11 protein-coding genes are annotated in these 26998 nt (G+C 35.1%); 2 read left to right on the top strand and 9 right to left on the bottom strand.

The window, feature by feature from the left end; translation table 11 throughout:
- The first annotated feature begins 390 nt into the window (after positions 1–390).
- Positions 391–1110 (top strand): purine-nucleoside phosphorylase, encoded by a 720-nt coding sequence (gene deoD / locus GFK82_RS00890; RefSeq protein ID WP_226811055.1) that lies wholly within the window; start codon positions 391–393, stop codon positions 1108–1110.
- 5425 nt (positions 1111–6535) lie between these two features.
- Here the strand turns inward: deoD and crp are convergent.
- The 4 genes from crp to rhlE all read right to left on the bottom strand — a co-directional run bounded on the left by crp (position 6536) and on the right by rhlE (position 14226).
- Positions 6536–7168, bottom strand: coding sequence for a cAMP-activated global transcriptional regulator CRP (crp, locus tag GFK82_RS00885; protein ID WP_226811054.1), 633 nt, complete (start codon positions 7166–7168; stop codon positions 6536–6538).
- A 2838-nt stretch (positions 7169–10006) separates the two neighbouring features.
- Positions 10007–11377: an adenylosuccinate lyase gene (gene purB / locus GFK82_RS00880; RefSeq protein WP_226811053.1), complete on the bottom strand. Its 1371-nt coding sequence runs from the start codon at positions 11375–11377 to the stop codon at positions 10007–10009.
- Between the two features lie 21 nt (positions 11378–11398).
- Positions 11399–12028 carry a high frequency lysogenization protein HflD gene (hflD, locus tag GFK82_RS00875; protein ID WP_226811052.1) on the bottom strand — a complete coding sequence of 210 codons (630 nt, stop codon included), beginning with the start codon at positions 12026–12028 and terminating at the stop codon, positions 11399–11401.
- A gap of 959 nt (positions 12029–12987) precedes the next feature.
- Positions 12988–14226 (bottom strand): ATP-dependent RNA helicase RhlE, encoded by a 1239-nt coding sequence (gene rhlE, locus GFK82_RS00870; RefSeq protein ID WP_226811051.1) that lies wholly within the window; start codon positions 14224–14226, stop codon positions 12988–12990.
- A 1647-nt stretch (positions 14227–15873) separates the two neighbouring features.
- Between rhlE and pyrE the strand changes: the two genes are divergently transcribed.
- On the top strand, positions 15874–16515 hold the full coding sequence (gene pyrE / locus GFK82_RS00865; protein WP_226811050.1) for an orotate phosphoribosyltransferase: 642 nt from the start codon (positions 15874–15876) through the stop codon (positions 16513–16515).
- Positions 16516–16930: 415 nt separating this feature from the next.
- On the opposite strand, the gene dut is transcribed toward pyrE, so the two are convergent.
- The 5 genes from dut to truA all read right to left on the bottom strand — a co-directional run bounded on the left by dut (position 16931) and on the right by truA (position 26816).
- Positions 16931–17389: a dUTP diphosphatase gene (gene dut, locus GFK82_RS00860; protein ID WP_226811049.1), complete on the bottom strand. Its 459-nt coding sequence runs from the start codon at positions 17387–17389 to the stop codon at positions 16931–16933.
- Between the two features lie 4787 nt (positions 17390–22176).
- Positions 22177–22656 (bottom strand): CvpA family protein, encoded by a 480-nt coding sequence (locus tag GFK82_RS00855; RefSeq protein ID WP_226811048.1) that lies wholly within the window; start codon positions 22654–22656, stop codon positions 22177–22179.
- A gap of 285 nt (positions 22657–22941) precedes the next feature.
- A complete protein-coding gene (folC, locus tag GFK82_RS00850) occupies positions 22942–24213 on the bottom strand; it encodes a bifunctional tetrahydrofolate synthase/dihydrofolate synthase (RefSeq protein ID WP_226811047.1) in 1272 nt (423 codons plus the stop codon).
- 82 nt (positions 24214–24295) lie between these two features.
- On the bottom strand, positions 24296–25216 hold the full coding sequence (gene accD / locus GFK82_RS00845) for an acetyl-CoA carboxylase, carboxyltransferase subunit beta (protein WP_226811046.1): 921 nt from the start codon (positions 25214–25216) through the stop codon (positions 24296–24298).
- A gap of 814 nt (positions 25217–26030) precedes the next feature.
- The gene (gene truA / locus GFK82_RS00840) at positions 26031–26816 is read right to left on the bottom strand and encodes a tRNA pseudouridine(38-40) synthase TruA (RefSeq protein WP_226811045.1); all 786 of its coding nucleotides are present in this window, start codon (positions 26814–26816) and stop codon (positions 26031–26033) included.
- Positions 26817–26998 lie beyond the last annotated feature (182 nt).

Here is a 26998-nt window from a genome sequence, read left to right as displayed (position 1 = left end):
TTAGAATAGCTGCATATACAAAATTAACTACAGATTAAATATAAATTATTTAAAAACCATGTTATCATTCTAAGAATGATAGATGAGCAACTTCATTTTGATTATATCACTTATATAACTCATATATGGGTATAAAGTACTATACCCATAGTATAACATATGGATTTCAAAAAATATATAATCCTTAACAAATCATCATCAATGCCAAGCATCTAATCGAATGTTTACCCATATCCTAATTAGATCTAGATCTAACTAGGTAAGACATAACTAAAAAAAGAGATATCCTTTACAATAATAAGACTAGTATATAATTGTTGGTTTTTGACATTGGTTATCCGGAATCGCTAGTCTATTTTAAACATCTATAAAAAACGAATGGAGAGAAGTATGGCCACGCCGCATATTAACGCTGAAATGGGTGATTTTGCTGAGGTTGTACTCATGCCAGGCGACCCATTGCGAGCGCGTTATATTGCCAATACCTTCCTTGATAATCCTAAAGAAGTCAATAAAGTGCGTGGTATGCTAGCCTATACCGGCACCTATAAAGGACATACAATCTCGATCATGGGACATGGAATAGGTATTCCGTCTTGCTCTATTTACACCAAAGAACTGATTACTGATTTTGGTGTGAAACAAATTATCCGCGTAGGATCCTGTGGCGCGATTAGAAGTGATGTTGATATACGGGATATTGTTATTGGTATGGGGGCCAGTACTGACTCTAAAGTAAACCGAACCCGTTTTAACGATCATGATCTTGCCGCTATTGCCGATTTCGATCTGGTGCGAAATGCAGTGAATGCTGCTAAAATCGCTGGGATTCAAGTGCATGTGGGTAATCTCTTCTCCGTGGATCTATTCTATACACCCAATCCAAAAATATTTGATATCCTAGAAAAATACGGCATTCTAGGGATCGAAATGGAAGCGGCGGGGATCTATGGGGTAGCAGCAGAATTTGGCGCGCGAGCGCTGGCAATTTGTACTGTGTCTGATCATATCCGAAGCGGTGAAACTTTAAGTACTGCTGAACGAGAAACTACCTTTAATGATATGATTGAGGTTGCACTAGAATCAGTGTTATTAGGCTATAACCAATAATTCCACAGAAAACCAGATACGATGATCCTGTCAATAGAGAATATGCTGACAATATCATAAATTGTTCGTATTAACTAACAATTCAACAATCCGTTCCCTATTGCTCATCACCAATAGCCAACTGTTCCTCTAAAGTAATATGTTAGCTCGAATGAATCTAAAATTCATGCCTATCTGATCTAGACCCACATCGAAAATCCCATTATCAAATGTTAGATATACACACTAATTCAATCACTGAGCTCTCTTCTACATAGAAGAGTATCAGGAATAGCACTGAAGCAATGGTGTCTTAGGATAGATCAAAATATGGTCTAATACTTTTTAGACTATACACGAACTATCTGGAGGAATAGGAAAGCATAAGTCATATATTATATATAATAGCTCCCGAAAAATTCCGTATAATATTATGCTAATTTTTAGTATAAACAAAACAAAAATAAACCTGGAGAAAAGTGTCATTTCTATCTTTTATAAGACTGGATTTTACTAAAATCATTTTTAACAGCAACACTACTAGTGTGTTGAATACAACCATTAATCTACTTTCTATCAGAGTAGAACACCTAATTTTTTAGCCTATCTTAAAATATTTTTATTTCATCTTAGCTAGACCACCATTCCATAATGGTGAGGTGAAGTTATATCGCTAAATTATCTTCCTCACTTAATAGAAGCATAATTCTATACACAACTATTAATAAACACAATCTATTACAATAATAGCACTCGCTTGAAAAGCGCCGATTATCCTAGTCCAAAGATAAAAAAAGGAATACTATTTAGTAGTACGTCTATCGAGATCACGAATAATGATCACTGTATATCTAATTTATAAGGATCACCTAAACGTATCAGCCTTAGAAAAAACATAATATGCATAGGAATATTTTATATTGAAGAAAATAATATTTATTAACTTTATAATGACATCATAGCGATTGGCGAGCCGACTCACTTCAGAAAATTAAATTTCTACACCAACCTTCAAAAAACGAATTATAACACTAATAAAGTGACGCCGCTCTTATGCAGTATATTCACGAAGAACAATCTATACAATACCAGAACTGACTAAACTAATAAAATTCTAGAAAACTTAAATCAATATATTAATGTTAAAATTAGTGATTTTATAAATTTTACTGATTTTTTCAAAATCAACCAACTATATTTGTTTCCATTTCAGCTAAAGATCTCGAGATATTTAACAGCATTTTATCGGAAACATAAGTGACTCCTGTGCATATAGATTATAAATCATAAGAAAACATACCCCCTTAAAATTATCTATCCACAATCACCTCAGGTGGATATAAATCATGTTAAAATAAGAAATATAGCCATATTTTCACATATCCATTCTAATAAGTAAAATGCAGTAACGATCAATAATCCTAAATCTGCCAGACATGACATACATCGACCTATAGCAATGTATCATATTCCAATGTTGCCAATATTAGTCGTCAACCCCCCCCCTCAGCGCGGAAAAACACTAATATATATATACGATATGTACTCACTCTAAAAAAAGAAAAGTATAAATTTTATTAGAAATGGTTTTCTTAAATCTCTCTTACTGTAAAAAAGTTGCGAATACTTTAAGCTATTCTTTAAAAGAAAACAGCACAGTAGAAAACGCCATTTTATTTGCAAGACACCCTACTATACAAGTAATTCTTTAGTAAAAAACCACCATGTCGAGTAGAGTATCTTCCTACTTGGGAATACGGTACTTAATAGTCATCGCACTTATTCAGATATACATATAAAGATATAGGCTTTTAACTAAAAAAGATTCTAGATCCCCACGATCTCTCATGTTTTAAAAATATTGTTTTAAAATCTAAAAGATACTCTCCACTATGTTAGTGCATATCATGCAAAAGGGCTTATTACGCAGTACACATCTTCTCAACTCCATAAATATTTTATTATTCTTCACGGCAATCCCGATTATAAATGCAATCGCGGATATCACATTGGGAATTATTACTACAATAAATACACCAATTATCTTCGCCATCATCTAAGAAAGATAGTGTTAAATCGAGAACAAGAGATACTACTAGATCACATAGGAGATAACGTCTATATATTTAATGATATTCAATTTATACTTAGTGACAGTGATCTATCAGAGTTTACAAAAAGCTAATAATTATTTTTAAGCAATTTCACTTTGATGATATATTATATATAGTGTGCTGTATTTTTTGATTAAACATAATATAATTGCCTCTTTTTAAACGTTCTTGATGGAAGAATTCATTCTGATAATCAAAAGTCAACTATCGTGATAATTTAACTCCGTAATCAGGTCAGAAGTACAAAATATTAGATGCTTACCTTAGTGACATAAGAAAGACAAATAATTTTTCTTTCGAGGAAAACAGAATCTCTGCAAGAGTTTTTCAGAACATATAAAACAAAATACGATTAAAGAGCAAAAGAAGATTCCCAACCATTTTCAGATGGTGCGATCACTAGTTTTAAAACTAGTGTCGGTATCCCAATAACAACATCTTTCCTATTTTAAATATTCTAATGGATAACCCAACCTAAATTTATTTCCACTTACTCTTTCCTCCCGGTTTTAATCTCGGTTTAGAGAAAACGACCCGAAGCCAAGAAATGCTGAATTTAATTTTAAGTGTCGATTTTTTATAGCTTATACAAGGTGAAAAATTATATTCATCTTTACAATATTTACACTGTAACTACTCTTATCTGATTCTTGCGCGATTGTAACTGAATATTCTCTTCTGAAACTAACAAGCGGGACAATATCAGTTAGCACCATTTCATTAAAAATAGGACATTAAATATGACTGAAAAGATAAATTTAGTTTATTGGTATAAAAAATGCATATAGCGCACTATTTGTGCCTACTGAATATCTTTTACTAAAATATATTCTTGATCTATTAATTAACATATATAAAAAATCCCTTACAAGAAGTACTTGTACTGTACCGAAAAACATGCAATGCACTAGATGCACATCCTTTGTTCTTCAATTAGGCATAATTGAAATTACTTCAAGGTAAAAAGTAACATTGCAATGTTAAATAGCGTTAAATCAGGATATAATTTAATTATTCAAAAATTCATTTATCTTCCGAGAAGAACAGAAATTCTATAGTTAATACATATATTCAGTTAATCTCTAGATAGGACTACCGAGTCGTGCTTCCGTATAAACTACACAACATTTTTTTGATTCTCAATATATTAAGATCTCGTTATAGATATAAATTAAATTAAAATCATACAGTAGATTCCAGTAAAAACACAATTCATATCAGTCAACTAACGATATAAAACTATTTCCAAATCCAGAAAGATATCTAAACTTCGACAGTGCAGTTTGTTTTTTTAAAAGGAAATCATAGCACTCATTAAAAATAAAGATCTTTTGTTATAAAAAAGCCACTTTCATTAAAAATGACTAAAATCACCAGCTTAATATTTATATAAAAACAGCACGAGATTTATAAGAATTCACTTCTTGTTAGAATGAGATAAACCTCTATAAAATACCTCATGAGTATATTTTTCTAAAAAATAACAGTATTGTTTCTTAAAAAACTGAGAAACCAATATGATTACTAAAATCTAACACAGATAGTCTAGATAAAATCTAGACATGAGATTTCATCATTTTATCTTGAGTGAAATCTTTTTCTTATGTTAGATAAGTTTTACTTTAGTATTACACTATAGGCTTAGAATTAATCATGTACTTTTTATCTAAACGTAAACAAATCAACCAACTATCATTGATAGCTGGATACCTTACGAAGTCTTTACTGCATAAATTAAAACGCTCTAAAAATCGTTAAGTACACATAATGACAGATAAAAAAGTCTCTTCGAAATATGCACTTTAATAAATTAATTTATTTAATGATACTACATCTCTATGACTGATCGAAGATAGAGAATCCGCATCTTTTTTAACACACGTAGAAAAATCATAGAAAAAAAGCCGTATTAATTTAGTAGAGAGATCTAACACCATGCGGAATGCATGGTAACTAAAAAAGATTAGAAATAGTGTACCGACACTAATAAATATCATATTCGCTATATCATTTCACTAAAAAATCTGCACCTCTGCGCCGTAAAAAAACTAGTTAATATATTCAAGATACGCTTAACATTTTAATGTTAATAAATGCATATTGTGATTTTCAGAAATTAAATAACACTATTGCATCAAACATGCAATTTATGGTTTGAATGATAAAACCCTGCTTCCTTAGCAACCAGGCCTCTAATATAGTTCTATACTATAAAAATTTAAATTACAAATACTCCATTATAAATAATTTTAATTACTGCAGATTTTCAAGTATTAAAAATATTCCCATTCCTCCTCTTAACTAGCTAAAGCATTGCCCTATACTTTCCTTGGTATGAATTCAAGAAAGGGAGATAAAAGATTTTTATGAGTAATAAAAAAACCAATCTATTGATATTCCCTTGCTATTATAAAACATTCCTCTAACTTAAATTTATTTGTTAAATGTATTTTTAAATTTATCTATAGATAATGTCTATATCTTCTATCATGCGAGTACATCTAATTAAACTTTAAGAAAATCATCCTTTAAAACATGCTCACCCTACATCTATAATAAATACTCAAAAAAATATTAAGCTGTATCTTTCAAATTAACAAATTCAATTGGAAATATACTGGACTATTGTTGATATAACAATGTATAGTTCTTGTTTTTAACATATACAATAAGATTGATTAGAGATAATACAAATCTTATTTTTTTCATTTTACAATCATAAAAAGTAGGTTTGTAATGGTAATATTTCTGCTTATTGCTCCCTATCTTATAAAGAAAAAAACAATTAGAATATACACTGAAAATAATGTTTTTCGCGATTATCTTTAAATATAAAGACAACAGATTGTTTTTATTTATTTTTTAAATTTACTTCCCTATGAAGACTATACTTATAGTATAAGTAACTAATGCATTTAAAACATGCGATATTAATATGATGCATGGATGCTTTTTATAGTCTTTATTAAAATATCTCAAACATATCATTAGAGCCATTAACCAAATAGAGGAAAAACATAACGTAAATTTAAACACTCATATAAAATAGATCCTTCATCACATCATTCATATTTAAAATAATATCAAAAATATCTCAAATTATAAGATCATTATCTTATAAAATCTTTAGTGTTAAAATAACAGATTATTTAGAATAAAATTTCCATTTTTACACCATGCTAGATAGTTACTCAAAAGGTATAATCTAAGATAAAAGTTTGTAAATTTAAAATCTTTTGCCCTAGTATCTCTATGGAAGACCGAAAACCCCCATAATCAAAATTATATATAATAATATTATATTCATTGGTGTTTTTGTGAAATTTACAAGATTAACGGGTACCATAAATAACAATCGTTTTTCCATGTGCAGAGATGATATTCTGGTCTTCAAGCATTTTTAGAATTCGCCCAACTGTTTCCCGTGAACAGCCAACAATCTGACCAATTTCCTGTCGAGTGATTTTAATTTGCATACCATCGGGATGGGTCATAGCATCAGGCTGCTTAGCTAAATTTAATAATGTTTGAGCAATGCGCTCAGTCACGTCTAAAAAAGCCAGATTACCGACTTTTTCAGACGTAACTTGCAAACGAATAGCCATTTGTGAAGATAAACGAATTAGTATATCGGGATTGACCCGAATTAACTGGCGAAATTTTTTATAAGATATCTCTGCCACTTCACAGACCGTTTTTGCCCTTACCCAAGCGCTACGCTCCTGATCATCTTCAAACAACCCAAGCTCACCAATAAAATCGCCCTGATTGAGATAGGAAAGAATCATTTCTTTGCCTCTTTTGTCTTTAATCAGCACCGCAACGGAACCCTTAAGGATATAATAAAGCGTTTCTGCCTTCTCACCCTGGTGAATTAACGTACTCTTCGATGGATACTTATGAACATGGCTATGAGATAAGAACCATTTGAGAGTTGGGTCTATTTGCAGTTTCCCGAGAACCATTCGCTGTTATCCTCTTTTATCATTGCCGTCCTTTATGAGAAACAGCGCATTCCCTGTGAGGTGGGGTAATATTATGATATTATTCCATTCATAACTGGTTTTTTGAAAAGAACCTGATTAGTGGCTAATATTTTCGATGCTCTCCGTCACTTTTTTTTGCATATTTTTTAGAATAGCTATCACTGCCCGTAAGGTAGTATTGTTTTAGTTTTAATAATTTCAGGTTGACAGTGTAACAATCTTTTATAGATTATAATGACCTTTCACTACCTAATAGTGATTAGTAAAGCTAAACATAACAATGCAGTGTGATCTCATGCTCTTCAGCATCAGCGTACTCTACGCTTTTTAAAACATCTCCTATACGCGCATTTAATTTCTGGATTTATATTCTTTGTTTATAAATACACTGGACGAAATAAGATCGTCTTGTATATCAATCTCTTTATACAGATGATTTCGGTTCTTTCTCCCTACAACATCGATATCTTCTCAATCCTTAAATGGAGTCTATAAACGCTTTACCAATATCTCTCAGTACTTAATAGATAATTATTCGTAATACTTGATTCAAGTCTCGCAAAAGTATCGAGTCTTGGGTAAAGTCTTAATCTTGTATAGACGGACACAGACCCATCGAGGCATACAAGGCTATCCCGATCAAAAGGCAGCTTTTTGAGGTTGTATATGACGTTTGTAGAAGATACTGAGCAACTAAAATAAAATGCAGATAACCAAGAGTTTTTGGTTTTAAAACCTGTATGGTTCAGCTATGGTCATTTCTACTTTATTTCAAGAACGTTCTTCCTTCTGTACCTGTCTCAAAAACGACTGAAAGTTGATTTCAAACAAAATAGATATAGAAATTCGGAGAAGACCACCAGGATATCATGAAAAAGAGAAAAACCCTTTGTCAGATGGAAATCAATCCACTGCTTAAAAAAATGAGACGACATATGTAACTAAGGGAAAAGATGAATAAAATCCTCAACACTATTAAATGTTAATATATAAACGACAGTTTTAAAAAACTTATAACACAAAATCAAAAGTCGATAGAAGCTACTGATATGTCTAGAATTTTATTTGATTTTTAGTAGTAATTGTTACATGGCTATAGAGATACATCCACCATAATATTGTCTATTAAACATCTATTTTAGTAACTATATTTTTATGCAGTCAGCAAAGAAGCAAACCCATAATCAACAAATCTCAATAAAAACTTGAACATCAAGAGTATCGTCAATCGATTGAAGAAATCGATAGAAGAATCGCTTTAAATCCACCATGTTTTTTTAGTAAAGTGTTTTTAAATCATGTCCAATTAATACGTATAGCTCTTTAACGCGATATGATCTTAATCAATATTTATTGATAAAATACCGTTGCAATCTATAAAGGATTTTGTATGTAATAAAATCTAAACTTTTTAATATCAGTCATATTAGATATGAAATATCATAATACGATTATTTCTTGATATGGATAATCCGGATATCAGCTAGATGACTTATCGATATGTCGAATAGAACTGAAGCCAGTTTCGAATAATCGAAAAAGAAAAGTTCGTTAAGCGATGGCAACTCTAGTACCGGTTTTATCTTGTTACGAAGATATAATCACTGACTTATATTGCTCATCATTTCAGTGAAGAGAATAGAACTAGATTTACGCGATCTTTAATATTAAAGGTTTACTATACTATCTATGATTAATTATCGAAAGATTTAACCTATACTGCTCATTATTAATGAAGCAGTATTAACTCGGATTGTTAATAATCCTCGATGGTAATATATTATTCAATGCTCTGATTATATATGCTTTTCTGATGTTTTAAATAGAAGCGTTTACTAAAAACATACATCTCTCTCTGAGAGAGATGTCATCATCCCGATGACATGACTAAATCCGCCTAATAAACTTTATAAACACGATATATAAATTAATTAAATTGATGATTTTTTTATAAAATGATTAATAGTGTGGATAAATTCCAGCATATTTCTATATTATTCACTCTCACACATGAGCAGAACTGATTATCTAGATAGAGTACCTCTCTATTAGACCTAATAACAACTGGAATGCTATTTACATGTATCAGTTATATTCACGGTTCTTATTAATTCAATACAGAAGAATTCCATTTACATAAATAGCAGAAACTATCAGATATAATAATAAATTCACCGTACTATCATATAATTATGAGATTTGACCAAATCAGGTTCATGAGATATTATACACATAATATGAATCCTTATTAATAATGCAGTATTCAAGTGATATCTAGTCGCTTAATCTGAATCAGTGATTTAGCTTAAATCAAGCTATCTACTACAAGTAGATATAAAATTTTACTGTTTCAATGCAATGACATTATTAGTTTAAACTTCCTAATAATCTTGACAAGATTATGGATAAATCTATATTAATACATTAAATATTCAAGACCATAGCATTAATTTGCTTATTACTACTGAATGAATTTTTAGATCAATGTATGTAAGATAGAAACTAAATAAGCAGAAATGTTAATGCAGTATCATCTTTTTAAGCAAAAAGAACTTAAGTATATAATCTTGTCTCATCACCTACTTTCTAATATTATACTCTTGTTTTATTTATAAAACTGTATCGTCAAATGATTAATTAGAAATGAATCTGGTTTTGTTATCGTAGCGTTAGTTCAAATACCTGACAAAATCATCCTAAATAGTTCTAATGCTGCAATCTATCTTTTTAAGCGGTTCTCTCACCAACCGAGACATAGTATTACAAACGATAACATTATCCCAGAGCTTGAATACACTCTCTATAAACTATTACTATTTACTTTAATTCGTTTACCATCGTAGCAGCTCGGCCAATATAATTACTCGGTGTTAACTTTTTTAATCGTGATTTTTCTAATTCTGGTAAGTCTAAACTATCGATGAATATTTTTATATCTTCAGGAGTCACGTGCTTACCACGAGTTAATGCTTTTAGCTTTTCATAAGGGTTATCAATCCCATACCGACGCATCACTGTCTGTATCGGTTCAGCCAGAACCTCCCAATTTCCGTCTAACTCCGCAAGCATATGACTCTGATTAACTTCAAGTTTATCAATACCTACTAATGTAGACTGATAAGCAATAAGTGCATAACTGATACCCACACCTAAATTACGTAACACAGTCGAATCTGTCAAATCTCGCTGCCAACGTGATAGCGGTAGTTTTGACGACAAGTGGTTCATGACTGCATTTGCAAGTCCAAGATTCCCTTCCGAGTTCTCGAACTCGATAGGGTTTACTTTATGCGGCATTGTCGAGGAGCCGACTTCGCAACCTGCACTGCGCTGTTTGAAATAATTCAGTGCGATATAGCCCCAGACGTCGCGGTTAAAATCGATAACAATAGTATTAAATCGTGCTATACAGTCAAAAATCTCAGCAATATAATCATGCGGCTCGATTTGTGTAGTATAGGGATTCCAACTAATACCAAACCCAGTGACAAATTCCTCGCTAAACTGATGCCAGTTTACTTCAGGATAGGCTACCATATGAGCATTGTAATTGCCGACGGCCCCGTTAATCTTGCCTAAAATCGCTACCTGTTGGAGTTGACAATATTGGCGAGACATTCTATGGACAACATTCGCCATTTCCTTTCCTAGCGTCGAGGGCGTGGCGGGTTGCCCATGAGTACGTGAAAGCAAGGGAATATCCCGATAGCGTTCAGCGAGCGATTGTACGCAATCAATTATTTGACGCCAGGAGGGCAGTATTATTGCATCACGGGCGCGAGAGAGCATCAACGCATGGGATAGATTATTGATGTCATCGGACGTACAAGCAAAATGAATAAATTTACTCACCCCCTGCATCCCCTCTAGCAGGTCAATTTTCTCTTTTAGAAAATATTCTACCGCTTTTACATCATGATGGATCGTCTCCTCAATGCTCTTGATCCGATTCGCATCATCCATGCTAAAATTTATAATAATTCTATTCAAGTAACTATTAGAGTGCTCGTCAAATGGGAGAAGCTCTTTGATATCTTCACAGGCAGCTAGTTTTTGCAACCAGCGAACTTCTACCATTACGCGAAATTTTAACAAAGCAAATTCGCTAAAAATAGTACGAAGCACACTAACTTTGTCACCATAGCGACCGTCGATTGGCGAAATAGCGGTTAGCGAGGATAATTCCATGAATTTTCACTCCAATAAAAACTAAGAATTCGTAAGTATTTGTTTAGCTTCTTTAAATAATTGCTTTCGGTGAAACATCAACTGTAACCTTCTACCACCTACCTGCTTCCAAAGCACAGTAGAACGGATACCTGCCAGGAGCACCGCACGCACTTTGATCTGAATCTGCGTGTTTTGCAATACCGATGAAGCCCCAGTGACTTGAATACGTGGACCAAGCGGACTAATAATGTCGACATAAATACTAGCTATCGCGCTGATCAACGTATCCGATAGCAAATCAAAATGACTAAGTTGACGTTCGAGCCCGTTGATTCGGTAGCTTAATTCTTTCTGAGCACTGCGATTACGATTCAACTTAGGTTCAAGTAGCATTAATCCAAGAGTATATCGGGTCAATTCTACACCCAGTCCTTGTCGTGACGAACCGTTTAGCACACACTGCAGGGTTTCTAACCCCATTTGTAAATGGCTAGGATTATCTCCATAGACTGCGCAAACCGACGGCGGGTTAAGGTCTAAAAGACTCTGAAGTGAGACGCGCAAGGGTTTCGTGTCACACTGGCTTTGATGAGCGAGCTGCTGAACCAGTCTCGCACTTTGGAATATTCCCGCCAGCGCTAACGTAATGTCAAAATAGTTTTTAGCCAAGATGACTCCTCTTTCTATCTATGAGTCTCAATCTCACATTCCGAAAGATAGCATGGTTTTTAAAATAATTCACTTTCAACTGTGTACTAATCTTATGTCGATTCTAATTGACTTTTACTCAACAACAGACATTGAAGCAATGCTTAAATATATAGCTAAACATATTGATGAAAAGTTATTAAAACCCTCATAACTAATGAGGGGAAATAAAAGATATATTTGAAAATATATTGTAATATTATACATCAGAATAAATCTCTTACAGTTCTTGTATGATGATGGCTATTAAATAATAGATTTATATAAAAATCAGACATTAAAGGATAGGATCTTCATAGCATAGTGCTATTATAATTTATGAAAGAATGCTTTAGGTTTGAGGTAGTTTTTTAAAAATACAGCCATGTTCTTTTTTGGAGAACTCTAACTTACATCTTTTAAAATTAAACTGGAATTCATGCTCAAGTGCATGAGGCAAGTTAGGGCTATTATCTTTTTTCAAAAATAAACAAACAAATATCTTATACCCAACATATAAGACAACTTAACTGGCTATGTTAAATTTATACTAATAATAAAAATAAATCTCAGAACATATCTTTATATCTAAAAAAACAAAATTCACATAACAATGATAAATATATCTTAGATATATTTATGCGAGCATATCTGCATCATGCAGATATGGCCTAAATCTTATTGGACGTAACTCTCATAAAATAAAAAAATTCTACTTAGAAAGTCTTATGATCTTAATACAATCTGTGCATTTACATTAAACGTCTTATTCAAAGTGCTGCACTTTTTTAAAAAGTGTCAATGACTAAATTTAAAGCGCAACAATCTTGATGAGAGAAGTAAAGACAACTCGAATCGTATTCTTCATACCTGCCCAAAAGCCTGATAGCGAAGCATGCTGTGTTATTGAAATTCATCCATTGCCAAAAAAAATGCCGGAGTTATCGATTGCTGCTACGGATGCCGCTGCTGTTAAATGCGTAATTAACACTACGATGACTACCCCGTCCTTGCTGAATAGGCTCAGGTTTAATACGCGGGTCTGGATCATATCCCGGTAAAGAAATGCGCAAGATTGGCTTTTTTAGTAAGCGCTCTATATCGCGCAGTAGACCTAGCTCGTCAACACATACTAGCGACATTGCTTCACCAGTTGCCATTGCTCGTCCAGTGCGACCAATACGGTGTACATAGTCTTCGGCTAACTGAGGTAATTCATAATTTACCACATGTGGAAGAAGATCAATATCAAGACCACGGGAAGCAATATCAGTCGCTACTAAAACACGGATACTCCCCTGCTTAAAATCCGATAACGCTCGAGTACGGGCACCCTGACTCTTATTTCCGTGAATCGCAGCAGCAGTAATGTTTTCTTTATTGAGATGCTCCGATAGATGATTAGCGCCATACTTAGTGCGAGTAAACACTAGTACTTGCTGCCAGTTATTACGATCTATCATATCAGATAAAAGCTCACGCTTTCGTTTCTTATCAACCATATGTACAAATTGATTTATCTGTTCAGACGCAGTATTACGTAGCGCAACCTCTATCGAGGCAGGATTATTCAATAGGCTATTCGCTAACCTTTTGATTGCATCAGAGAAAGTTGCAGAAAACATAAGACTTTGGTGCTTTACCGGAAGTAGCTTCATCACTCGACGAATATCGTGGATAAAGCCCATGTCTAGCATACGATCAGCTTCATCTAGTACTAAAATTTCCACCCGAGAAAGATCAACCGCGCGCTGCTGAGATAAATCTAACAAACGACCGGGAGTAGCAACTAGCAACTCGACCCCTCCTCGCAACTGCATCATCTGCGGGTTTATGCTAACCCCACCAAACACCACTAGTGTACGCAAAGCAAGATAGGCACTATACTCATTAATATTTTCGCCAATCTGTGCCGCCAATTCACGTGTCGGAGTTAAAATAAGCGCCCGAATAGGGCGCCGGTGTTTACCAGACGGAGCTGGTCTCTGGTTAAGCAATTGGAGAATTGGCAAGGTAAAAGCCGCTGTTTTACCAGTGCCAGTTTGGGCACTCGCCATGATATCGCGACCCTGTAATACATACGGAATGGCTTTTTGCTGAACCGGTGTCGGTGAAAGATAACCCTTCTCCGCTAATCCACGTAAAATCTCGGCATTCAAGCCAAGTGAATCAAATGACATAAACTAAAAAACTCCAGATCCGCCACGATGCGAACTAAAACCGCGATGAGGAGGATAATCAAATGGGAGGCAACACCTCTCCATGGTGGATAGAAAACACATCGAATGGAAACATTATATCAAAATATTTACCTATTTGGCATGAGTATCCGATAAATACCTATCATTCTGCTGCTTGATTTTAAATCAAATTAGAGTAGAGTGCCAAGATCATCAGACATTCAAAAATTCATTAAGAATGAATATAAATATTCAGATCCTGTATGGAGATCCTGATCAATACTATTTAATAAAATTAACATTATTCAGTCTTTCTCAGCAAGAGCAAGGGGTGGTATTTATTACACTTACCCAAATCCGATGTAAGTGTATCAAATGGAATTATAGTAGGAAAAACATGACTACCAATTTTTCGGTTCTGTCTTAACCACTAGCGGTTTTTTTGATATGTTTATCAAACTTTAAGCAATATGGAAACAAGTTCACACTCTCAAAAACAAAACGGTCCCGATTAACAGAGAGCATGAATCTACCGGTTGTATTTAGAAAGAACATATTTAGCCTTAGTAGGAATATCCTATTCCTTTAACTTGTTTTACTATCTGTCAAGCATAATAGGCTTATGCTACTCAATAACAAGGGTTTCCAGAATCAGCCTGATCCGACGTTCACCAGCACTTACTAGGATAAATAACAAAACGGTATATTACCATATAAAATAAAAACATCCATAACTATTAGAAATAATTGAAAATTACCGATTTCTTTCCACTTCTAACAATTTACACCATAAGAAAACTAAACAATCCTAAAAAATGCTTTTAAATACAAGAATACTCTTCAGGTTCAATGCCATAAATGTAATTATCGTATTCTATTTAAATCCATTTCAAATGGGACAGAAGAACTGGTTGATCATAGTCAGGGGACTACTCATGTATTCTCTAACATGCAATAAATAAACAATATTATTATATGTAGCATAGTGGCTTAAGGAGCTTGATTTGTGTAGATTTAAAAAAGAAGAATAAAGTTCGTATATTCTAGCAGATGTTTTTATTACCTTTTATTATGCGTTATTAGGTTCTGATATATAAATATCATAAATCAGGACTACACTAGCTTCTCTATATTCATGATAGTTTGTTAACTATTATTCTGCTTCTAGCAAAGTTAATATGATATATCTCGAGGATATCACTTTAAATTCAAGATGAATAATGCTTGATTATGGATGACCGACCCTAGGCATATGAATTGATAGATTGCTCATTGAAACCATTAATTGACTTACTAAAAACCCTCCGCATGACTAATATAGAAACCATGTAATAGTCCTGAATTAGAAATGTGAAAGGAAAAACAAACTGACTAGATAAACACCATGCCATTCTTTAAAATAGAATAAGTAGGCATAAAGATCGCTAGATCATATCCAGCACCTACTGTTATCACGGACTCTAAATCACGAGTGATTGTCGTGGGGAATAGCAAAGAGATAGCGTTAACATACATTATTTTCTATTTCTTTTTTTGATGTACATAGCGGACTTATTTATGACTGATCTCTTCATAACTAAGATAAAATAAACATCCTGGCATCGTACAGCATAACTTTCTAAATCTATTTGTGAGGAGCAGCAGTTAGTGAAAGAATATCAGCGCCAGTTTATCGAATACGCGTTAAATAAACGCGTATTAGAATTCGGTAAGTTCATACTCAAATCTGGACGTATCAGTCCATATTTTTTTAATTCCGGTTTATTCAATTCTGGGCGCGATCTAGCCTTTCTGGGACGTGTTTACGCCGAGGCTCTAATAGAGTCGGGCATAAGTTTTGATATGTTATTCGGGCCCGCTTACAAAGGCATTCCCCTTGCGATAAGTACCGTGTTAGCCCTGGCAGAACAACACCAACAGGATATTCCCTATTGTTTTAACCGAAAAGAAGCTAAGCCTCATGGCGAAGGTGGTATCCTTGTTGGCAGCCCACTTCGAGGCCAAGTTATACTAATCGACGATGTGATCACTGCAGGTACTGCTATTCGCGAGTCCATAGCACTGATCAATACCCACCAAGCGACACTTGGTGGAGTAATAATTGCGTTATACAGGCAGGAAAAAGGACGCGGAGCAATGTCTGCACTTCAGGAAGTGGAGCGAGATTATCATTGCCGGGTCCTATCTATCATTACTTTAACAGATTTAATTGCTTATCTAGAGGATAAAGGGGGCATGACCCATCAGGTGATCGCAGTGCAGAGCTATCAGCAGCAATACGGGATCTAAACTCACACAGTAAAGGCAGGCACGCATTTTCTCAGTCTAGTATAGACTGAGTGTATACTTGTTTATTTCACTAACAACTTTTAGAATAAATCGATTAGCTAAATCAGCCTATACTATTAAAACGTTATCGTAAACAACATATCAAGTCGATAAGTATGAAATTCAAGAGCATACTGTTTTTCAAAGAACTTTCTCATCCCGGATGAATAATGTAATTTCTCTTGAGAATAAATCTATTTTTTCTATATGCAACCAGAGTCAATGCTAGTTTTTCCATGGCGATATGTTAATTGCTATTGCCAAATTTCGATATCTAGACTAATGGATGGATAGCTTCCTTTATTTACCTCATCTCTACCACACGATGATTCAGTAGCATAATTGTATATCCGATACTCCATCAGGTCCCGAAGAACTACGTTCGCCCGGAGTGGCCGAACCCTCCCTCACCACGCTCAGTAGCATTAAAGGATTTAACTGGATTGAACTCTATACGTATAACTGGTAAAAAGATAATCTGCGCTATACGTTCTCCCGGTTCAACCGTAAAACTCTCTTGACCACGATTCCACACTGAAAGCATTAACGGTCCCTGATAGTCAGAATCAATTAATCCAACTAAATTACCTAATACAATCCCATGCTGGTGTCCAAGACCAGAACGCGGCAAGATCACTGCTGTCAGATCAGCATCGGCTATATGAATTGCTATCCCAGTCGGGATTAAGGTGGTTTCCCCTAAAGTCAACACTATCGGCTTATCAATACAAGCGCGCAAATCTAAACCAGCTGACCCTGTAGTGGCATAAGCCGGAAGAGGGAAACAATCGCCAATACGGCGATCTAGAATCTTAACGTCAATTTTTTTAATCATAACAGCTGCTCTCTTGTGATGAATTATTGAGAAATCGGTATTTTATTCCTCACAAATAATAGAGTGCACTGTTCCTGCAAAAATGGATACAACAAATATTTTTGTTGTTTAATCTTTATCTGATTTTTTTAAAAAAATTATAATAAACTATGTCAATCTGTTACTTAATATATTTTATAGAAAAATTCTAGTATATTGTCAGTTTCAGAAGAAATTCTGATGAGAGTAGGTAGATGTTTAGTTAATGCTCTATTCTAAAATTGATAAAAACAATATTTGTCATCAGATTGATCATTAACTCATCTAATTTTTTTTAACGCTTTCTAATATAAATTAGATAATAAACACAGTTATTAACTGCCATACAGTTAATAAAAGCATAATACCAGATGAGTTACATATGTTGTCTGATTTTTTTATCTACAATGGATAAATATCGTTGATAAACCGTTAATCCGAACGATAGAAAAAGGCTAGAGCGCGCTATTAAATATAACCACTATCTTTTGCTATAATACTAGGCTCTGTTTACAGCCCCGATAAGACCGATCGTGACAAAACAATATGACAGAAGAAACGTATAACATCTATTTTTGTACCTACTGAGCGATAACCACGATATATTTCAGATTATTAAAAGAACTAGAAAAGTATTCGGTTCCATGTGGTCTAAAGGACCACGTAGTGTGGTATTTCTACCCCAGTCAATTTACAGCCACCTACTTCTCTCTGTTCTTCTCCCCCCCAAAAAAACATCAGGTCTACATACTTCCAATCTGAACCCGGTCTATATAACCGCCGCCTCTAGTATATTTTCTACCTAACCATTTCCACTACTATGACGACGGATCTCTTACTATCAAGTATACATAATAACGATCGTCTGTACTATCAAACTTAAGATTGACCATGAAGAGAAAATACAAGTTTTTATTTCTGGTATCATCATATCTTTTTTTCTGATGAAACCTTAATACCGAATTAATTATATCGCCATTTTCATATATCGCGCAATATATTTTCCGACTAATAACCTCATTTTGAATAAACTAGTGAAACAATATCTATAAAGATGTTGTCAGCCACCCTCACAATGGTGCTATCTACTGATGATTGTGATGAAATCATAATTTATTTATTATACATAAAGCGACGTGATTGTTGATCCTAATATGTACATTGAGAACAGAGTCTCCAGAAAATCAGATATCACTTTTCACTTTTTAATTTGCTTCGCTTAACTTTATCTCTAGGAGAAAAATAAGACAGTATGCTACCTGATACCCAATTCAGAATTATTCTCATATAATCGTGCTGTTTTAGCTAATTGATGCGGAATCGTTTAAATAAAATTTTCATGAAAATGCTTATATACGATGCTTCCTGCATAGTGAAGTAATCAATGTTCTTCTCTATTTTAAATATTCAATAACCACCATTTTTATTTATAGACGATATAAACACAATTCCTTTGAAGCTAATACGTCAATCTTAGCTATTCTTTTTGCTAAAACCCTCGTTAAATAAATCTTTACTTTGAAACTCCAGAAAAAATCTTGGTATTGTAATAAAAAATAGAGCTTTCGATTAAATCGATAATTTTAAAAATCCATTATAAAATTGAGCTGTCTAATAAAATTATTACCTACATATTTATCAAATATCAGCTCAACTTGGCGTACATTAGAACAAATAAAAAATAAATAGATCTTCTTTTAAAGACAGATAAGAGATAATGAGTATATAGAACATAATCAGAATAAAATAATTTAATTATACACTTTATTCTTGGATCACGTTGGACACTAAAACGAGATCTAACATTAATCTATCCATGTGTTTTCTCTAAAAAACACCATTTTAGCAAAAAATCAATGAGCTGCAAGTTCTTTCATATTCATCCATCATCAGTACTCCATAAACAATCATGGAGACTCACCATTAAAACCAAATAAAAAGAATAATGCATTCATTTTAATCTTGGATTTTCAAAAACAGAAAAATATATATCGTGTCTCACGATATATACCGACGAACAAGAGTGGGATGAGATCGCAATTAATCTTTATAAAAGAGAGAACAATTTATCTATATATCATCGGATATGTGACTTGTTGACGCTTTCGCCTAAATCCTTAGTATTATTTCGCTCTCTTTTAATCTTCTTAACTTCATCTCTGTGTCAACCGAAATTCAATCCTCACAAAAAAGACGAAAAGATTCATAAATGTAAAGATAACTCTATAATTATCTATCAAAGAAAAGAACCCCTATAGTATATTTCAAATAGGAAGTTGCATTATTGATAAGAATCATTACCTTTTTACCATTTATAAATGGTTTATTCAGAGATAGAAAACCCCCAAAATCAAGTGGTTTTATATTGATTACTTACCTAAATAAATAACTAATCTTAGGAAGATCTCCTGACTAGGAGATGGAGATAAATAAAAGAATACAACGATAATCTATAAAAATTCAAAAAATTACACCTAATTAATTCTAAAAGAATAGATAATAATTTTATAGAACTGAAATCGTTTCATACCAAAACAATTCGCTGTAGTTTTCCGAAATAATAAATGATTACATAATAAGTATCGTATTCATCTATTATTTTATTGAATGCTAAAAGAAAAGTTGTCGCACAATGAATCACTCAAATGTTACTTATATATACTATTATTTTGAGAATGATGATTTTCTGATGAAAATCATCAGCTAGCCGTGCTACTCTAAAATAGCTCTTAAAGAAACATCACCTATAATGGATGTAAGGTTATATGGAGTGTTATATTAATAAAATTAATGCTTTCGGTACCGCGGTGATAAAACCTAGCACAGGTAGCGTGATAACCACACTGAGTTTGAACGAGTTATCTAAGAATCAATGAGCTAAATGTAACAGTATTTCTGTTAGTTCCAGAACGAATCTCGGCTGACTTTTTAAAGTCGTTCGTCAACGACTATATCCACAACTTATTACTATACTATGACTATTCACTCAAATGCATATTATAAACATCTCGAGAAAATAATTATAAATCTACGCCAATACTGCCAGTGTGTTATACACTACTGGTATCCGCTAGAACCGGAAATTTATATAGACTTACTGTATTTCTAACAGTGGATTTTTCTGATAAGAAAATTTAATTTTCTAATAAATATCAACATGATACATAATATCTGCGAGATTCAGACTCTATGAAAATCCCCGATGGAATCAAGAATCTTGACTATAAAATCTTTTATCCTTTAGCTCTTTTGCCACTACCTAATAACAATAACAATAACACGCAGGGATTCCAGATAGCGTTGATCTACAGCATGCATTCTGTAGATTCCATTCAATACCTAGGACTAACATTAGTCTATCTCAGAATTATTTTGCGTCACAACTCGCTCTAGCTCAACGCAATCATAAAAGATAAGCGTATCGACGGAGATAGATAATCTACTTAATTTTATCTATCACACGGCCTTCACTATACGCAATTAAGAAGAATAAGACCACTTTTTATATGCCAGTCTTATAAATGTTAGAAAAGCACGTTTTTCAAAGTTGGGAAAATTACCTAAACGTGATAAACGTCAACCTGACGCATTATCTTTAAAATGGACTCCCATATCTTTTCGTATATCATGCTATGATATACTATATTGTTTTTTGTCATGAGTTGGAAGGGATTGAAATTTTATTAATAGCCTATTGATAATAAGGTACATAGATCACCCTTACAGATCCCGTATCGTACAACTATAGCCTACATAAAAACATTTCCATAATTCCTCGCCATAAATTTTGTGTAAGGTTACATGCACTTACAGCCCAAGAGAAAAAAGGTTTCTAGAATCGAGATTCCCATATTAGTATTGAGCATTAGTTAGTTCTATTTAAGAACTATAATCTACCTATCATGCAACCCATATAAAAGCAGGCGTCATAGACCGATCTAGTATCGATACAAAAAAATCCAACTCAGCAAAATAGAGAGACAGCAATAAGCAAGAGCAATGCCTTCAGATCTTAGCGTATTTTCGAGTAAATCAGTTTCTTTTTCTATAAAAATACACAGTTGTACCCTTGTGCTATATCAAGCCGAGAATTCAATCCTACACCTTCTAGAGCGATGCAATTAGGACCAATATATATGCATGTTAGCTGCCAAAAAACCTATCTTTCTTAATAGTGAATAAGTAAAGAACAGATGCTTTTGAGATCGCAAAAGATACAGAAACCGTGTTCCATTAGCATCCCGAAATAGACGCATCCCTAATAACTCTACTAATGAGTCACACTCCGATTACTATAAAATAGTAGCGCCACCGCATATGCTAGAAAATAACCTGGTTTAATCATAAAAAGATTAATGAAAAATTTCTAAATCAGAAATAATGTTAACATATCAACAAGCTATTTTAAAGAAATAGCCTATATAGACAATGGTCGTTTATTAGATTAAGACTATTGATGCATGAGAGAACGCTTCATATGAGACGTTGACTAGAATGGTGGTGTTTCAGCATCGAGAATGCTATCGCACAGTCGAGTATCAGATACAGTTTAAATCTATTTTCCTTTAAGCGAATTAAAATTATCCTTAACTAATCTATGAGGTTTACACAGGCTAAAAGATGGAAAATCAAATAGCTAGTAGATCCTTCCTCAAGTTCTTTAACACTATTCATACGTTATCGCTTAACGAGTATACCGGTATAAAATGACACTTGTAATTCTTTCGCAGATCTTGCATTTCCTTATCAGTGTTACTGGGATTACTGCGTTAATAAAAACTCGATGTGCTTTTACAATAGTCAACAAACCATCTAATCACTACGCTGAATTTCGGTATCAAACAGGATCTCTTCCAATCCTGAGTCTGAGGAAAGTCGGTAAAAGTATCGAGTAAGAATAATACCGCTGACACGATTACAATACCCCGAAGCCCCCCTACAAATAAACCCATCAGTCTATCGGTGCCCGATAATGCCGTGCGCTTTACTAATGCACTAATCATGTAATTCACTAACTCCCCGAGGATCAATGTAACTATAAATAGCAGGGAAATCGCGATACCGTTTCGTACCATCTTCTCTTCAATCTGAGTAAAGTATATAGAAAGATAACTATAAAAATGACTAGAGATAAAAAATGCACAACTCCAAATTATTAAAGATGTTGCCTCGCGCAAAAATCCGTGAATCAAACTGAGAAAAGCTGAAAATATAATAATACTGATAATGCAGTCATCAACCCAGACCATATACATCCCTTAAAATTCACCCACTCCAACAGTTGTTAGAAAATTCCAATAATAGAAATAAGAAACATTAAGAATGCGTCGACTTCACATGCACTAGATGCTAATTAGCAAATTTTGAACTCTATCGCTATCGCTACTGAGTAACCTCAGCTAACTAACCGTATCGACTCTCCTTAACTATATATCTTGAAAATCACTAATCAGATTTTCAGTGCTTATCTTTTCAATGTAGCCCGGTCAGAACGATAATTAATTCAAGCAGGCGGTTCTGAATGGTTTTAAAATTTACTCGCCATAATACTTTTCTTTTCCAATAAGCCGTATGACCATGGCCACAGTATAAAAAGAACCAAATACCAAAAGATAGTCCTTAGGTGCCGCATCTGCTATTAAATGCATCCAGGCATTGCAAACATTATCAAACTGTTGCACTTGCCCATCCAGATGGCTAGCCAGGGTTGCGGCACTAGCGGCACGCGGCACCGAAAGCGATACGCAATACCAAACATCCACTTGCCGGCATAGACAAGCAAGCGTGTCTGCAATGTTTTTATCTGCCAACATACCGACTAATGCTAAGAGTCTCCCCCTACGCGGTAGCCCTGTCAAGCGCCAGGAAAGATAGGCAGCGGCATGGGGATTATGTGCAACATCTAGGATTATCATTGGATTGTGACCGATACACTGAAAACGCCCTGGCAACATCGCCTCACGTAACCCCTGTCGAATGGCTCCTTCCGGCACAGTGAAAGGAAGGCAACTGATCGTAGCCAGCGCAGTGGCAGCATTTTCCAACGGAATAGCCGGCTTCATTAATTCTGTGAGCTCATAACGACTGTCCCACCAACACCAGTGCCGACCGTCATCTTTCCACCACCAATCACGATTGAGAGCATATAATATGCTACCCCTATCAACTGCCGCCGCATCAAGTATTCCCGGTCTATCAGGTTCACCTATGACCGCCAACCTACCTCGACGAAATATACCGGCTTTTTCCCATGCGATACTAGAACGATCAGACCCCAGGAAATTAGTATGATCGAGGGCAATACAGGTAATTACAGCGATGTCAGCATCAACCACATTAGTAGCGTCTAATCGTCCTCCCAATCCAACCTCTAGGATAACAACATCCAAGGATCCTTCCCGGAAAAGATATAGCGCCGCTAATGTAGCGAATTCGAAATAGCTAAGTGATGTAGTACCGCGGCCGTTTTCAATAACTGCTAGCGCTTTTCCATGGGATATTTCCGGTAGCTCTATACCCTGAATTCGTACCCGTTCAGTATAGCACAGCAAATGAGGAGAGCTATAAACACCAACCCGTATACCACTCGCTAGCAAAATCACTTCTAGTAATCGGCAGGTAGTACCTTTCCCGTTAGTACCACCGACAGTAATAACATAAGGAGCTGGATGGAGAAGATTAAGGATAGAGGCTACATGGCGTACTCGCTCCAATCCTAGATCGATAGATTGCATATGTAGCTGTTCAAGATAACACAGCCAGATAGCTAATGGTGACATAGCGTTAGGAACAGTAAGATTTTCCATCAGTTTATTTTAGCTTATACTTGATATTTATTAAGTTTATCTCATATTAAAAGATCACTGATGGCAAGTTTACACCGCCTATTCATCTTTTCTTCTGATTATCCTCAAGCACTATATGATGACGCGGCTCGTTTGGCAATTGATCCTGCAGTGGCGGCCGGTTACTTAATTTTGCCAACAATTTAGCGAGTCGTATTCGCATTTCTGGACGGCGTATAATAAGATCGATAGCGCCTCTCTCCAAAAGAAATTCGCTCCGCTGAAAACCCATCGGGAGTTTTTCACGTACTGTCTGCTCAATCACCCTAGGACCTGCAAAGCCAATTAAAGCTTTCGGTTCCGCAACGTTTAAATCTCCCAACATCGCTAGACTCGCTGAGACACCGCCCATGGTAGGATCGGTTAACACTGAAATATAGGGTAACCGTCTTTGGCGTAACCGAGCTAACACGGCGCTGGTCTTAGCCATCTGCATCAGTGACATCAATGCTTCTTGCATACGGGCGCCTCCACTAGCAGAAAAGCATACTAGCGGACAGCTGTCCGCCATTGCTTGCTCCACTGCTCGTACAAAACGCGCACCAACTACTGAGGACATCGAACCACCGATAAAAGCAAATTCAAACGATGCAGCCACTACTGGCATACCGTACAATGCTCCCTTCATCACAACAAGTGCATCCTTTTCGTTAGTGGCTTTTTCAGCAGCAGCCAACCGATCCTTATACTTTTTTAAATCCTTAAATTTCAATATATCTTTCGGTAAAAGTTCGCTAGCAATCTCGGATGCACTTCCTTGATCCAGGAAAGCCTGAAGACGCATCCGAGCACTCATACGCATATGGTGATCGCATTTTGGGCAGACCTCCAGATTACGTTTTAAGCCCGCACGGTATAGCACCTGACCACAACTATCACACTTAGTCCATACCCCTTCGGGAATGTGCGCCCGGCGTACTGGAGTGACAGTGCTTTTATTAAGAATTCGTTCAATCCAACTCATAAATAACCTTTTTAATTGAACTTGGTATTTACCAATATACTATTTTTCTTGAGTTTTAACTGCAACAAAAAAGTTACCACCCCACACACTCTCTGCCTAGATATCATCTAAAAGATGACACATGAACCCATAATGACTAGCAAGTTGGCATAGAAAACTCTATTTTCTCTTTATATATTTAGAAGACGTTTACAAAATTATTTACTTTTATCGTTAACGGTAATGAAAAGCGTAACCCAAAAATTAAAACGATGCTCAGGAACACCGAGAAGCACGAGAAGCGGATAATCAAGAGAGTACACTACTGCTGTATATTGTTCTTCACTATTCATATAGTGGTCAAAATATAGTCTATATAACTAAGCAGTAAAATTCAAAATAGATACCTAAGACATTTCAGCAAGGAGATAGGATAGTAATGCACATGTTTTATCTTTTTACTACATGTAGAATAAAAATCTGAAAGACAGCCATAAATCTCACGGGGGGAGTAGACTTCTTCTTGAAAATCTAAAACCATTGAGTTTTTTCAGATAATTACTTTACTAGATAATTTTTAGTTGCACTAACGAAATGGATTTGCATAACCAGCATTTTTAAATAAAAATTTAACTAATTTTATATGGAATCCTCGTATATAGGAGATAAACAGCCACACGTTTCCTGGCAAAAAGAATGTATCATGTAGATTAGTTTCGGACACTGCAGGCCAAAATCCCGCAGATTCACACTGATAGTAAGAATAAAATCGACGACGCCAGTCATATATTAAAAGCAATGTTCATACAGATTTAGATAAATAAAGACTAAATTCTTAGTTCGCAAGAAACAATGGCCCTGTCGACAAAGCAGGTAGGGAAAAACAAGAGGGATAATCCACTTCCACTAGATACAACCCCCCAGGCTGGGCTGTTGGGGCGGCTTGAGTTCTATCACGACACGCTAAAAGTTCAGCTATCCAACTTTCCGGCCGGTTACCGCATCCCACCTCTAGAAGACTCCCTACAATATTACGCACCATATGATAAACAAAAGCGTTTGCTTTGATATCTACTACTACATATAGCCCTTGCCGTGTCACGTGTAAATGATGCACGTTACGCCAAGGGCTATGTGATTGACACTGCAAAGCGCGAAAAGAGGTAAAATCGTTCTCCCCTAGCAAACACTGTCCACTGTAATCCATTGCCACTTCATCAAGCTGATGATAGTAGTGCGTCAACCCACTATAGAACAGTGCTGGACGCAATCTATTGTTATTAATAACATAACGATAACGCCTAGCAGTTGCACTAGAGCGCGCATGAAAATCATCCGATACCGATGCCACCCAACGTACGGCAATATCAAGCGGCAAATTAGCATTAACACCAAGCGTCCAGGCAGCATCCGACCGACACGAGCGAGTATCAAAATGAATCACCTGCCCCGTGGCGTGCACGCCTGTATCAGTACGACCGGCGCAATAGGCTGTAACAGGTTCATCAGCGACCAGTGATAGCGCATGCTCAAGGCATGCTTGTACACTCCGCACTTCCGGCTGACGCTGCCAGCCGTGATAGGAACTACCGTTATATTCAATGCCCAGCGCTAACTTCATTACGTTATTACCACGCGACAATCTTGGCTATCATTTATTCTGTGTCTAATGCCTTCATCGCTAAACTCAAGAAGCATAGTCTGATATAGACCACCATTAAACAAGAACCGATATACCATATATCATCACGCATACCTATCAACTGCATACAACCCCGTTCAGTATTATTATCTGCAGACTAT

This window comes from Candidatus Steffania adelgidicola (genome assembly GCF_020541225.1).
GTDB classification, from domain to species: domain Bacteria; phylum Pseudomonadota; class Gammaproteobacteria; order Enterobacterales; family Enterobacteriaceae; genus Steffania; species Steffania adelgidicola.
The sequence above is the reverse complement of the archived record's forward strand: the minus strand, read 5'-3'. Positions and strand labels throughout refer to the sequence as shown.

Bases quoted from the DNA above. Each gene is read 5' to 3' on its own strand.
- deoD (WP_226811055.1), top strand. From the start codon at position 391: ATGGCCACGCCGCATATTAACGCTGAAATGGGTGATTTTGCTGAGGTT.
- crp (WP_226811054.1), bottom strand. From the start codon at position 7,168: ATGGTTCTCGGGAAACTGCAAATAGACCCAACTCTCAAATGGTTCTTA.
- purB (WP_226811053.1), bottom strand. From the start codon at position 11,377: ATGGAATTATCCTCGCTAACCGCTATTTCGCCAATCGACGGTCGCTAT.
- rhlE (WP_226811051.1), bottom strand. From the start codon at position 14,226: ATGTCATTTGATTCACTTGGCTTGAATGCCGAGATTTTACGTGGATTA.
- dut (WP_226811049.1), bottom strand. From the start codon at position 17,389: ATGATTAAAAAAATTGACGTTAAGATTCTAGATCGCCGTATTGGCGAT.
- GFK82_RS00855 (WP_226811048.1), bottom strand. From the start codon at position 22,656: ATGGTCTGGGTTGATGACTGCATTATCAGTATTATTATATTTTCAGCT.
- folC (WP_226811047.1), bottom strand. From the start codon at position 24,213: ATGGAAAATCTTACTGTTCCTAACGCTATGTCACCATTAGCTATCTGG.
- accD (WP_226811046.1), bottom strand. From the start codon at position 25,216: ATGAGTTGGATTGAACGAATTCTTAATAAAAGCACTGTCACTCCAGTA.
- truA (WP_226811045.1), bottom strand. From the start codon at position 26,816: ATGAAGTTAGCGCTGGGCATTGAATATAACGGTAGTTCCTATCACGGC.